This window comes from Bacillus sp. 179-C3.3 HS (assembly GCF_047229225.1).
Lineage (GTDB): Bacteria > Bacillota > Bacilli > Bacillales > Bacillaceae > Bacillus.
The window spans coordinates 30,218-42,930 of record NZ_JBFEFT010000020.1 but is presented as its reverse complement, the minus strand read 5'-3'; the positions used below and the strand labels follow the sequence as shown (position 1 = coordinate 42,930).

Here is a 12,713-nt window from a genome sequence, read left to right as displayed (position 1 = left end):
AACTGCCGACATCCACCGGCAGTTTTTTTTCTCCCCTTTCATTCTTGATAAACGTGTTATAAAATAAGGAAAAAGAGATTTTTCGACAAACTGGAAAAGAACCTATTGTCAAATTGTGATAATCGTCGATTCATTGAGAAAAACCTAGAAAAAACAAGATAAACCTCTATTATTCGGAAAATAAAAGTTTTTTAAAGGGGATAGCATGGTTTTGTCGAATTGAACACTCAGAAGACAATTGCAAAAGACTAAAGGAATCGACATTGGGGAGGAAAGAACGTGGAGAAAATTAAAGTGTGTGTAGCGGATGATAATCGAGAGCTTGTTGGCCTTTTGACAGAGTATATTGAAGGACAGGAAGATATGGAAGTGCTTGGTGTGGCATATAATGGTCAGGAATGTCTGACCTTATTGAAAGATAAAGAGCCCGACGTTCTCCTCTTAGATATTATCATGCCTCATTTAGACGGTCTTGCGGTACTGGAACGTCTTCGTGATTCTGACATGTCAAAACAACCAAGTGTCATTATGTTGACAGCATTTGGACAAGAAGATGTGACGAAAAAGGCGGTCGATTTAGGCGCCTCTTACTTCATTCTAAAGCCATTTGACATGGAAAACTTAGTTGGGCATATTCGTCAAGTCAGTGGAAACGGTACACAAGTCACGCATCGCTCTTCATCTATCCAAAACAGTGTCCTTCGAAATAAACCGGAACCAAAACGTAAAAACTTAGATGCGAGCATTACAACCATTATACATGAGATCGGAGTACCTGCTCATATTAAAGGCTACTTATACTTAAGAGAAGCGATTTCAATGGTATACAATGACATTGAGCTACTCGGTAGCATCACAAAAGTGTTATACCCAGACATTGCGAAGAAATTTAACACGACTGCCAGCCGAGTAGAACGAGCCATTCGTCATGCGATTGAAGTGGCTTGGAGTAGAGGAAACATTGATTCCATTTCCTCGCTGTTTGGCTACACAGTCAGCATGTCAAAAGCAAAACCGACCAACTCAGAGTTTATTGCAATGGTTGCCGATCGTTTACGTCTAGAACATCGAGCAAGCTAAAACAAATGACTTAAAAAAACGTTTCTAACATGAGACGTTTTTTTATTTTTAGTCTCTTTTGATATTTGGTTAAATGAAGTCTATACCATATTCAAAACGTAAATAACTATCACAGTCTCCTAAAGGGTTGTATAAACCGTTTCAATGGAATACCTCGACAATAATGATTTGACCTGGTTTCAATTTCTGCAAATGATCAAACACCGCAATGATAATACCACTGTAAGCTAAATGATTGTTGATAGTTTTTTTCTCAACAAATATGACTTATGATAAGCTCAGATTGCAGCTTATCATTTATAAAACGATTGAATAAAACAACGTCTTGTAATAGGGTGATATTATGACAAATGATAGAAAAATTCAGTTAGAGAAGTTACTGAATAAAAACAAAGTAAAAAATGCAAAGATACAGCTTGTAGACGATTTAAAGAATTACCACGACATAGATATTTCCGATAAAGAGTTTGTCGATTATTCAAAATCTGAAGAAGTGCATAAAAAAGTTTATAACCGAATAAAAACTGAAGAAATCCAATCTTTTAAATTCCCTTATAATGAAGAAACAATAAAGTCAAAGATTGATTTTATTTTTGATTACTTTAAGAATTACGAACAGGAAGACGTTCTGCTTTACCCTTCTACATTTGGTTTTTACTTTAAGAGTAGTAACCAACTCTATCTTGATTATCCAATTGCCTTAACACTACCATTATTAGAATGCAAAAATTTTGCTATGAAATTGATGTTAGAAATGCACGATGATTTGGTTGTTGTTTCAGAGGAATCCAATTTCGGGTTTGTTTTAAGCGAGGACGAATACTCAGATGTCACAATCGAATATTGGGGGAAATAAAATCTGAAAAGGACCAAAAAATAGGTCCTTAATTTTTTATAAAAATCAAGAGTGTTATTTAAAAGAGTCTATTTTTAAAAAATGAAAATCTTGTAAAAAAATGGTTTCGTTGATAAGATAATCATTGTATTCAAATCGGCAAATGGGTTGTTTTATTTTCAGAATAAAATGAAAAAGGTAGAATGAATGAAATGAACATGACATAAAGTAGTAATAATCAGCAACGTCAATCAATCAAAAGTGACATGTGAAACGAGAATGAGCCGCCCATGTAAGTAAAAGGGTGAGAGGAAAAGGTCTGATGAAATTGGAAAAATCATCAAATAAGATCGAAAGTTCTATTTCTATTGGCATGATTGATTCACGTTTTAAAGTCACTGGCTCTATATAAAATGTGCCATTTGAACTGAATATTCCCATTGTCGAATTTAATAATTTTCACATTCTTTTACTATGCTATAATAATGAAAAGAAGAGGGTGAGGTTATGGGAAAGCTGAAAATCCACTCTGCTGAGGTTGCGAATGAAATTAGCAAGTGGACGAGGGTCATTTCTCAAAATGACCTGGAGAAATCTGCTGTTTATAAAGAGAAAATTCAGAATTTGCTAAAAAATATAGATGAAGACCGAGAAGTTCTTCTGTATTATCAACTTGTGAACGGTAGACATGAAATGTTACTTGGTAATATAGAAAAAGCCAATCAAATCATGAAAAGTGTCGGAACGCTAGATGAGAAAGCAGATGACATTATTAATTTTTATTTTTACTTTTATAAGGGCCAATATGCGGCTTATGTGAAGAAGTATGATGAGGCCATTAGCTTTTACAAAATTGCAGAACAGCGTCTGAAACGGGTGAATGAAGACCTTGAAGTAGGGACTTTTCACCACAAAGTCGCATCTGTTTATTATGAACTCAAACAAAATTTTATTTCCATTAATCATATTAAAAAAGCAATTGATACATTCAAAGCGCATGAAGAATATACAGCGCAAGCGATTGACAGTTTAATTTTACATGCAAGTAATTGTATTGATTTATTCCAATTCGATGAGGCAGAGAAGAAATATCAAGAGGCTCTTCAAAAAAGTAAGCATATCAACAATGAAGTGCTCATTGGGAAGTGCTATCATAACTTGGCTGTGCTTTATTATGCAAAGCCTGATTATGAGAAATGCGCTGAATATGCGAAAAAGGGCATGAGTATTCAAATGCATCGAGAAAATCGTCATTACTACATTCAGTCTCTATACGTACTTGCCAATGCTTTGGTTCATTTAGGGCATCGGGAGGCAGACGTGTACATAAAAGAAGGAATTCATTATAGTTGCGACATCCAAAATCATGAATATTTAGCAAAATTTGAAATTTTAGATTTGATGTGCGAAAATAGTGGAGCAGCAGACTTATTCTCTGAAAAATTAGACTACATAGAAAAAAATAGACTATATGTAGAACTTGAGGATTTGTCTGAACAAATATCGAAATACTTCAAGGAGCGAAATGACTACCAACAAGCCATTCGTTTTCTTGAAAAGAAATTCGATGCACAAATACTTCAAAAGAAAGTGGAGGTTATTCTATGAAAAAGTTGTTGTTAGGTGTAACAATCGTTGCAGCAGTCGCAGTTGTTTCTTCCCTTTTTGCTCTTGACGCAGAGACGACAGAGCAAGCCATCAGAGCGATTACGTGATCGAATTTATGTCTAACCTCTTCTGTCAGTAGGAAGAGGTCTTTTTTTATGTTCAAACTGGAAAAACAATAAAAGACACGTCATAATAAAGATGATCATCATTTTGAGAGGTGACACATGACGAAAATATTTGCACATAGAGGCTTTAAAGGCATATATCCTGAAAACACCATGATTGCATTTGAACATGCATTACATTCTGGGGCAGACGGAATTGAGCTTGATGTTCAGTTGACGAAAGACGGCAGATTGGCTGTTATTCACGATGAGAAGTTAAACAGGACAACGAATTTAAAAGGACTAGTAAAAGACCATACATATGAAGAATTAAAGGCGGGGGATGCGAGTCATTCTTTTTATGAAGAAACAGGTGCTGTATCCATCCCGATATTAGAAGAAGTATTAGAGCTTGTCTCACATCATACGTCTTGTGTGATCAATATTGAAATGAAAAATTCAGTTTATCGATATCCGGGCATTGAGGAGAAGGTGAAAGCGCAAATTGAACACTATCAAATCGAGGATCGTGTCATTGTTTCTTCATTCCACCACGGAAGTTTAGCTCTTTTTCATCAACAAATGCCGCATATTGAACTGTCTGTCCTGACGATGGATGTCATTCATCAGCCGGACATGTATTTAAAAACGATCCCGGCCAAAGGGTATCACCCGAATATAAAGGGAGCCGGTGTGACAAAAGAAGTTGTATCTGCACTTCATGCGACTGATCAAGTGATCAGGCCGTTTACGGTGAATAGTGAGAAACAAATGGCGTCCATGTTTTCATTAGGTGTAGATGGAATTTTCACTGATTTCCCTGACCGTGCAGTGAAAATAAGGGAGAATATGAAAGAAAGACCTGCTGATTAAGGCAGGTCTTTTTTGATTGCTCGATTTTGTTTGAAACGAGCGGTGACTTTATTCCGTTTACGGTCTCTGTATAAAATAAATCCTGCAACCACATAAAGACCTGCTCCTAAAAATAACAACCCTGCAATTCCTTGCAGCCATAAAAATGGAAATGGCGCGATGATGATCCCAAAAACAGTGTCGCGAAGCAGCTTAATCCCAAGAGCTGCAAAGGCGCCAGGTATTAAAATAATTACTAATGCAAGTATTCTCCCCATCAAATGTCCCCTTAATCGTCATTTACTTCCATTGTCTAATTCAAAAAATATTTTGTCAAGAAAGGAAAACGTGGTAATATAAGAGTTGTGCAATTTTTTGCAACGGAAAAATATAGTGTGCAAAATTTTTCATATAAAGGGGTAACGGGATGCAGAGAGTCTTAATTGTTGGTGCAGGACAAGGTGGATCAGCTTTACTTGAAACAATGCTGAAAACAAATATGATTCAAATCGTTGCGATCGCCGACCTTGATCACGGGGCACCGGGGATGGTAGAAGCGAAAAAGAATGGCATTAGGACAACAACCGATTGGAAAGATTACATAAAAGCAGACATTGATATCATCATAGAAACAACAGGCCGTTCGGCCGTGCTAAAAGAACTCATTGAAGAAAAGCTAGAATCGACCGTCATTGTGCCGAGTTCAATGGCCTATGTGATGTCGGAATTAATGGCAAAGAAGCAAGAGCTCATTCAAATGCTTAAGGAGCAAACCTATAAACATGACCGCATTTTTAATGCGACGAATGATGGCATGATCTTTATCAATATGGATGAAGAAGTGGTTTTGTTTAATCGGTCGGCAGCGAAGATGGTTGGTTGCACACAACAAGATGCCATCGGCCGTCACATTAAAGAAGTCATTCCGAATACAAAACTTCCTGATATTTTAAGGTCAAGAGAGCCGGAGTTTAATCAGAAACAGTTTTTAAATCAGCAATTCCAAATTGTCACGACGCGTCTCCCGATTATTGATGACGCGGGAAGAATGCTTGGCGCTTTATCCATCTTTAAAGATATTACAGATGCCGTTGAGCTTGCTGAGGAAGTGACCAATCTAAAAGAAGTCCGTACGATGCTTGAGGCCATCATTCAATCATCAGATGAAGCCATCTCTGTTGTCGATGAGCAGGGAAAAGGTATATTAATTAACCGCGCATATACGAAAATGACCGGTTTAACGGACAAGGAAATCGTAGGAAAACCAGCCGGCGCAGATATCTCTGAAGGAGAAAGCATGCATTTGAAGGTCCTTGAAACAAGAAGACCTGTTCGAGGCGCGAGAATGAAGGTAGGACCGAACAAAAAAGAAGTCATCGTAAACGTTGCGCCTGTGATCGTTGATGGCATTCTGAAAGGCAGTGTCGGGGTCATTCATGACGTGTCTGAAATTCAAGCGCTCACCCATGAATTAAATAAAGCAAGACAACTCATTCGTACCCTTGAGGCGAAGTACACGTTTGAAGACATCATAGGAGAGAGTGAACAAATGCTGGTTGCGCTAGAGCAAGCGAAGCTTGGTGCGAAAACACCAGCTACCATCCTACTCCGGGGAGAATCAGGAACAGGAAAAGAGCTGTTTGCCCACGCTATTCACAATGAAAGTGACAGGAAATATAACCGATTTGTGAGAGTGAATTGTGCAGCGTTATCGGAGACTCTTTTAGAATCAGAGCTATTTGGCTATGAAGATGGAGCGTTCTCTGGTGCAAGACGAGGCGGCAAAAAAGGACTGTTTGAAGAAGCGAATCAAGGCAGTATCTTTCTAGATGAAATCGGCGAGATGTCTCCAAGTACCCAAGCGAAATTACTGCGTGTCATGCAAGAGAAAGAAATTGTGAGAGTAGGCGGAACAAAAGCAATACCGGTAGATGTCCGTGTGATTACGGCGACAAATGTCAATATCGAAAAAGCGATGGCGGAAGGCAAATTTCGTGAAGATTTATATTATCGAATGAATCGATATCCAATATCAATTCCACCACTAAGACAACGTCTTGAAGATATTGAATCGCTAAGTAAACGCCTGATCCAAAAGATCAATTTAGATTATGGTCGGAATGTCCGCGGCTTAACGGAGAATGCTATACATAGGCTTCGCTCGTACAGCTGGCCAGGTAATGTGAGAGAGCTTGAAAATGTTCTTGGACGAGCAATGATCTTTTTAAACCCGCAAGAAGAATGGATAGATGAAGGACACATTGCGTTCATGGAATCAGAAGAAAATGAAGAAAAAGAAGCGAAACAGGAACTTGCTGTAGGGCAATTTGAGGGCGAGACGCTTTCGGATGCTGTTGAAGCCTTTGAAGCGCAGCTTATCAAGCAAACGTTGGAAAAACATCAATTCAATCGGACAAAAACAGCAAAAACGTTAGGGATTAGTATTCGTAACCTTTACTATAAAATGGATAAATACCAGCTTGCAAAAGATAGCATGCAATAATATGCGCGTTACCTGCAAAAAGTTGCATTGAATCCTGATCGAATTCGCCATTTGACTTGAACGAAAAGCTGGCACGAAACTTGCATCATAAAAGATGAACCGAACATAAAGAAAGGTGGGCATGTATGAAGCTTGACGATCTGATTACGAAAGCCTCACAGTTGCAAAATAAAACAGCAGCTGTGGCTCATGCAGAAGACGAAGAAGTGCTTCATGCCATCAACATGGCAATTGAACGAAAGGTCGCTCGCTTTTTGTTAGTTGGAAATAAGCGCAACCTGAAAGAACTAGTCAAACAGCATGAGATGAATGAAGACTGGATAGACATCATTCATTCTGATTCACCAGAAGAATCTGCAAAAATTGCTGTTCAGGCAGTCAGTGAGAACCATGCAGATATCTTAATGAAAGGGCATGTGCCAACAGCAGTGCTGTTAAAAGCCGTATTAAATAAAGAATATGGGCTCCGTACAGCAAGCGTCTTATCACATGTCGCAGCATTTGAAGTGCCTGGATTCGATCGATTTATTTATGTGACAGATTCTGCAATGAATATTGCACCGGATATTAATATGCTGAAAGAAATTACCATCAATGCCGTCCAAGTAGCACATGACGTTGGCAATGATATGCCAAAAGTGGCGGTGTTATCGGCGGTAGAGGTAGTGAACCCAGCTATGGATTCGACCTTAACTGCTGCTAGTCTGACGCAAATGAATCGTAGAGGTCAAATTTCAGGCTGTCTCATTGATGGTCCACTGGCTTTAGACAATGCCATTTCACAAACAGCGGCTTCTCATAAAAATATAACGAGTGATGTAGCCGGACATGCAGATATTTTACTTGTGCCAACAATTGAAGCAGGAAACATCTTATATAAATCCCTCATCTATTTTGCACACGCAAAAGTGGGGGCTGTCGTCGCAGGAGCGAAGGCGCCGATTGCTTTAACAAGCCGGTCTGATTCAGCAGAAAGCAAGCTGTATTCAATTGCGCTTGCCATTTGTACATCAAATTAAGTGGAAACAATAGGAGGAATACACAATGGAAATTTTTAAATATATGGAACGATACGATTACGAACAACTAGTATTTTGTCAGGATGAACAATCAGGTTTAAAAGCAATTATTGCGATTCATGATACGACACTTGGACCAGCACTAGGTGGAACAAGAATGTGGACATATGAAAACGAAGAAGCAGCGATTGAAGATGCGTTGCGACTTGCTAAAGGAATGACATATAAAAATGCTGCAGCTGGTCTTAATTTAGGTGGAGGAAAAACCGTGATCATTGGTGATCCGAAAAAAGACAAAAATGAAGAGATGTTCCGTGCATTTGGCCGTTACATTCAAGGACTGAATGGCCGCTATATCACAGCTGAAGATGTAGGAACGACTGTAGAGGATATGGACCTCATTCATGAAGAAACAGACTATGTCACAGGAATTTCACCTGCATTTGGATCATCCGGTAACCCATCCCCTGTCACAGCTTATGGTGTGTATAAAGGGATGAAAGCCGCTGCAAAAGCCGCTTTTGGCACAGATTCATTAGAAGGAAAAACAATCGCTGTACAAGGTGTGGGAAATGTCGCCTATAACCTTTGTAAACATCTACATGCAGAAGGCGCGAACCTGATTGTGACAGACATCAATAAAGAGTCCGTTCAACGTGCAGTAGATGATTTTGGCGCGAAAGCTGTAGATCCTAATGATATTTATGAACAAGACTGTGATATTTATGCACCATGTGCTCTTGGTGCAACGATTAACGATGTGACGATTCCGAAAATCAAAGCAAAAGTCATCGCAGGTGCGGCGAATAACCAGTTAAAAGAAACGCATCATGGAGATCTTATTCATGAAATGGGTATCGTGTACGCACCGGATTATGTGATCAATGCTGGTGGCGTGATTAACGTAGCTGATGAGCTATATGGCTATAATGCTGATCGTGCCATGAAAAAAGTAGAGGGCATTTATCAAAATATTGAACGTGTGATCGAAATTTCAAACCGCGATGCCATCCCAACATATAAAGCAGCAGATCGTTTGGCAGAAGAACGAATTGAAAGAATGCGTAAGTCAAGAAGTCAATTCCTTCAAAATGGTCAACACATTTTAAACCGACGCTAATTGTGAAGCATGAGTTGAAACGGAGGTTTTGTTATTGCTGACAAAAGAATGGCGTATACTCACGATTAATCCTGGCTCGACTTCAACAAAAATTGGTGTGTTTCATAATGAGCGATCCATTTTTGAAACATCACTTAGGCATACGGATGAGGAATTAAAGCGGTATCCACATATCATTGATCAATTTTCATTTCGAAAAGAAACGATTCTTAAAACGCTCCATGATCAAGGGATGAACATCTCAAAGTTTGATGCGGTTTGTGCGCGAGGCGGTCTTCTTCGTCCGATTGAAGGTGGCACGTATGAAGTAAATGAGCAGATGGTGAAGGATCTGAGAGAAGGGTACGCAGGACAGCATGCATCGAACCTAGGCGGGATTATCGCAAGAGAGATTGCACTTGGCCTCAATATTCCTGCATTTATTGTAGACCCGGTTGTCGTAGATGAATTACAGCCGATCGCTCGAATTTCAGGTTTACCGACCATTGAACGAAAAAGTATTTTTCATGCCTTAAATCAAAAAGCAGTGGCAAGAAGAACCGCCGCTTCTTTTGGAAAGCGTTATGAAGATTTAAATATGATCATTACCCATATGGGTGGCGGCATTACAATTGGCATTCACGAAAAAGGCAAAGTCATTGATGTCAATAACGGCCTTCACGGAGAAGGTCCATTTAGTCCGGAGCGAGCAGGGACACTTCCAACAGGTGATTTGGTCAATCTTTGCTTCTCTGGACAATACACGCAAGAGGAAATGCTGAAACGCATTATTGGTGCAGGGGGTCTTGCTGGCTATCTCGGCACAACAGATGCGGTGAAAGTCGAGCGCATGATAGAAGAAGGCGATGAAGACGCGCGTCTCATTTATGAGGCCATGTGCTACCAAATTGCCAAGGAGATCGGTGCGGCTAGCGCGGTTTTAAAAGGCGCAGTAGACGTCATTGTGTTAACAGGCGGGCTAGCGTACAGTAAAATGATCACTTCAAATATTAGAGGATACATCGACTGGATTTCAGATGTTGTGGTCTACCCAGGTGAGAACGAATTGCAATCTTTAGCAGAAGGTGCACTTCGTATTTTAAAAGAAGAAGAATCACCGAAAGAATACCCTAATGATCAAAGGAATCAGAAAGGAGTGACACGTCATGGCAACTGAATATGACCTCGTCATTCTTGGTGGAGGCACTGGCGGCTATGTAGCAGCTATTCGTGCCTCTCAACTTGGATTGAAAACAGCCGTCGTAGAAAAGTCAAAGCTTGGCGGTACTTGCCTTCATAAAGGATGTATCCCGTCTAAAGCTTTGCTGAGAAGCGCAGAAGTGTATCAAACGGTGAAGCGGGCCGCAGAATTTGGCGTAGATGCCAGCGGAATCGGCTTACAATTTGCAAATGTACAAAAAAGAAAATCAGATATCGTTGAGAAATTAGCTGGCGGAGTCAAACATCTCATGAAGCAAGGGAAAATTGATGTCTATGAAGGAATTGGCCGAATTTTGGGCCCATCCATTTTCTCACCGATGCCAGGTACGATCTCGGTTGAAATGGCAAATGGCGATGAGAACGAGATGCTGATTCCAAAACAGGTCATCGTTGCGACAGGATCAAGACCCCGTGTACTACCAGGGCTTGAGCCAGATGGTACGCGCATTCTCACATCGGATGAGGCGCTTGAATTACAAGAACTCCCGCAATCAATGCTTATCGTAGGCGGCGGTGTCATAGGAATTGAGTGGGCATCAATGCTGCATGATTTTGGAGTGAATGTCACGGTGGTTGAGTATGCGGATCGAATATTACCAACAGAAGATGAGGACATTTCTAAAGAAATGGAAAAGCTTCTGTCCAAAAAAGGCATTACCTTTATCAAACAGGCGAAAGTACTGCCGGATACAGTAGGAAAGCACGACAACCATGTCACTATTCAAGTTGACAAAGATGGAGACATTCAGTCGTTTGAAGCAGAAAAACTATTGCTTTCAGTCGGACGTGTACCGAATATCGAAGGAATAGGGCTTGAGAACACTGAGATCCAAACTGAAACACACGGTATTGTCGTGAATGAACATTATCAAACGAAAGAATCGCATATTTATGCGATTGGAGATGTCATTGGAGGGCTTCAGCTAGCGCATGTTGCTTCACATGAAGGCATCATTGCAGTGGAACACATGGCAGGCAAGAATCCGAAGCCGCTAGATGAGACACTTGTATCCAAATGTGTCTACTCTCATCCAGAAGCCGCAAGTGTTGGACTCACTGAACAAGAAGCCAAAGAGAAAGGCTTTGAAGTAAAGATCGGTCAATTTCCATTCATGGCGATTGGAAAAGCGCTTGTATTTGGTGAGACAGATGGGTTTGTCAAAATCATTGCCGATCAACACACGGACGACATTTTAGGGATTCATATGATTGGTCCTCATGTAACAGATATGATATCTGAAGCTGGATTGGCCAAAGTGCTGGATGCAACGCCGTGGGAAGTGGGGCAAACCATTCATCCGCACCCAACCTTGTCAGAGGCAATTGGCGAAGCGGCACTTGCAGTGGATGGAAAGGCGATCCATTTTTAATGAAGGAGGGAAACATAATGGGTAACATGCGTCATCAGGAATTAGGATTATCAGATGAGCAAGCCATTGATATATATAAAACAATGCTACTAGCAAGGAAAATTGATGAACGGATGTGGCTTTTAAACCGTTCTGGGAAAATCCCATTCGTTATTTCTTGTCAAGGACAGGAAGCGCAGCAAGTCGGTGCTGCCTTTGCGTTAAATAGAGAAGAAGATTACGTCCTACCTTATTACCGCGATATGGGGGTTGTTCTAGCATTTGGGATGACCGCCAAAGATTTAATGATGTCTGGGTTTGCGAAAAAAGACGACCCGAATTCAGGTGGAAGGCAAATGCCGGGGCACTTTGGACAAAAATCAAACCGAATTGTCACAGGTTCATCTCCTGTCACAACGCAGGTGCCTCATGCAGTTGGGATTGCACTGGGTGGACGTTTAGAACAGAAAAACTTTGTCAGCTTTGTCACATTTGGAGAGGGCTCTTCCAACCAAGGTGATTTCCATGAAGGTGCCAACTTTGCAGCTGTCCATAAGCTGCCTGTCATTTTCATGTGTGAGAACAACAAGTATGCGATTTCCGTTCCATATGAAAAACAAGTGGCATGTGAACGGATTTCCGACCGTGCGATTGGTTACGGCATGCCTGGTGTGACAGTCGATGGAAATGATCCGCTTGAAGTGTATGCAGTAGTGAAAGAAGCAAGAGAACGTGCGGCAAGAGGCGAAGGCCCAACTTTGATTGAGACGATTTCTTACCGATTAACTGCCCATTCGAGTGATGACGATGATTCAAGCTATCGTGAAAAAGAAGAAGTGCTAGAAGCGAGAAAGAAAGATCCGATGATTCAGTATGAAACATACCTGATCGAAGGAAACGTGATGACTGCTGAAATGAAAGAAGAGATCACGAAAGAAATCATGCAAATCGTAAACGAAGCCACTGATGAAGCGGAAAACGCTGCATATGCCGATGCCGAAAGCGCGCTTCGTTATGTCTATGCGGAGTAAGGGGGAAGAAAA

At 40.5% G+C, this 12,713-nt stretch carries 11 protein-coding genes and 1 pseudogene; 11 read left to right on the top strand and 1 reads right to left on the bottom strand.

Annotated elements, in window-relative coordinates; all coding sequences use genetic code 11:
• Positions 1-279 precede the first annotated feature (279 nt).
• The 5 genes and pseudogenes from spo0A to AB1K80_RS12775 all read left to right on the top strand — a co-directional run bounded on the left by spo0A (position 280) and on the right by AB1K80_RS12775 (position 4,500).
• Positions 280-1,080, top strand: coding sequence for a sporulation transcription factor Spo0A (gene spo0A / locus AB1K80_RS12795; protein WP_412857017.1), 801 nt, complete (start codon positions 280-282; stop codon positions 1,078-1,080).
• Positions 1,081-1,160: 80 nt separating this feature from the next.
• Positions 1,161-1,396 (top strand): annotated as a pseudogene (locus AB1K80_RS12790) (IS1595 family transposase); the annotation flags it as partial.
• A gap of 27 nt (positions 1,397-1,423) precedes the next feature.
• Positions 1,424-1,936: a hypothetical protein gene (locus AB1K80_RS12785; RefSeq protein WP_412857016.1), complete on the top strand. Its 513-nt coding sequence runs from the start codon at positions 1,424-1,426 to the stop codon at positions 1,934-1,936.
• 486 nt (positions 1,937-2,422) lie between these two features.
• A complete protein-coding gene (locus tag AB1K80_RS12780; RefSeq protein WP_412857015.1) occupies positions 2,423-3,523 on the top strand; it encodes a tetratricopeptide repeat protein in 1,101 nt (366 codons plus the stop codon).
• Positions 3,524-3,747: 224 nt separating this feature from the next.
• Complete coding sequence (locus AB1K80_RS12775; RefSeq protein WP_412857013.1) at positions 3,748-4,500, top strand: glycerophosphodiester phosphodiesterase; 753 nt, start codon at positions 3,748-3,750, stop codon at positions 4,498-4,500.
• Here AB1K80_RS12775 and AB1K80_RS12770 read toward each other — a convergent pair.
• A complete protein-coding gene (locus AB1K80_RS12770; protein WP_412857012.1) occupies positions 4,497-4,757 on the bottom strand; it encodes a DUF2627 domain-containing protein in 261 nt (86 codons plus the stop codon). The genes AB1K80_RS12775 and AB1K80_RS12770 overlap by 4 nt on opposite strands.
• Positions 4,758-4,906: 149 nt before the next feature.
• Here AB1K80_RS12770 and AB1K80_RS12765 point away from each other — a divergent pair, with 149 nt between their 5' ends.
• The 6 genes from AB1K80_RS12765 (at position 4,907) to AB1K80_RS12740 (ending at position 12,701) form a co-directional block, all read left to right on the top strand.
• Positions 4,907-6,982, top strand: coding sequence for a sigma 54-interacting transcriptional regulator (locus AB1K80_RS12765; protein WP_412857011.1), 2,076 nt, complete (start codon positions 4,907-4,909; stop codon positions 6,980-6,982).
• Between the two features lie 125 nt (positions 6,983-7,107).
• Complete coding sequence (gene yqiS, locus AB1K80_RS12760) at positions 7,108-8,001, top strand: phosphate butyryltransferase (RefSeq protein WP_412857010.1); 894 nt, start codon at positions 7,108-7,110, stop codon at positions 7,999-8,001.
• A gap of 25 nt (positions 8,002-8,026) precedes the next feature.
• Positions 8,027-9,121 carry a branched-chain amino acid dehydrogenase gene (gene bcd / locus AB1K80_RS12755; protein WP_412857008.1) on the top strand — a complete coding sequence of 365 codons (1,095 nt, stop codon included), beginning with the start codon at positions 8,027-8,029 and terminating at the stop codon, positions 9,119-9,121.
• Between the two features lie 34 nt (positions 9,122-9,155).
• Positions 9,156-10,277 carry a butyrate kinase gene (buk, locus tag AB1K80_RS12750; protein WP_412857007.1) on the top strand — a complete coding sequence of 374 codons (1,122 nt, stop codon included), beginning with the start codon at positions 9,156-9,158 and terminating at the stop codon, positions 10,275-10,277.
• A complete protein-coding gene (gene lpdA, locus AB1K80_RS12745; RefSeq protein WP_412857006.1) occupies positions 10,267-11,691 on the top strand; it encodes a dihydrolipoyl dehydrogenase in 1,425 nt (474 codons plus the stop codon). The genes buk and lpdA overlap by 11 nt, the downstream gene beginning before the upstream one ends.
• 17 nt (positions 11,692-11,708) lie before the next feature.
• Entirely contained in the window at positions 11,709-12,701 is a 993-nt protein-coding gene (locus tag AB1K80_RS12740; protein ID WP_412857005.1) for a thiamine pyrophosphate-dependent dehydrogenase E1 component subunit alpha, read from the top strand.
• Positions 12,702-12,713 lie beyond the last annotated feature (12 nt).

Excerpts from the sequence above, each read along its gene's own strand:
- bcd (WP_412857008.1), top strand. The coding sequence starts at position 8,027 with ATGGAAATTTTTAAATATATGGAACGATACGATTACGAACAACTAGTA.
- AB1K80_RS12765 (WP_412857011.1), top strand. The coding sequence starts at position 4,907 with ATGCAGAGAGTCTTAATTGTTGGTGCAGGACAAGGTGGATCAGCTTTA.
- AB1K80_RS12770 (WP_412857012.1), bottom strand. The coding sequence starts at position 4,757 with ATGGGGAGAATACTTGCATTAGTAATTATTTTAATACCTGGCGCCTTT.
- AB1K80_RS12775 (WP_412857013.1), top strand. The coding sequence starts at position 3,748 with ATGACGAAAATATTTGCACATAGAGGCTTTAAAGGCATATATCCTGAA.
- AB1K80_RS12780 (WP_412857015.1), top strand. The coding sequence starts at position 2,423 with ATGGGAAAGCTGAAAATCCACTCTGCTGAGGTTGCGAATGAAATTAGC.
- lpdA (WP_412857006.1), top strand. The coding sequence starts at position 10,267 with ATGGCAACTGAATATGACCTCGTCATTCTTGGTGGAGGCACTGGCGGC.
- yqiS (WP_412857010.1), top strand. The coding sequence starts at position 7,108 with ATGAAGCTTGACGATCTGATTACGAAAGCCTCACAGTTGCAAAATAAA.
- AB1K80_RS12785 (WP_412857016.1), top strand. The coding sequence starts at position 1,424 with ATGACAAATGATAGAAAAATTCAGTTAGAGAAGTTACTGAATAAAAAC.
- AB1K80_RS12740 (WP_412857005.1), top strand. The coding sequence starts at position 11,709 with ATGGGTAACATGCGTCATCAGGAATTAGGATTATCAGATGAGCAAGCC.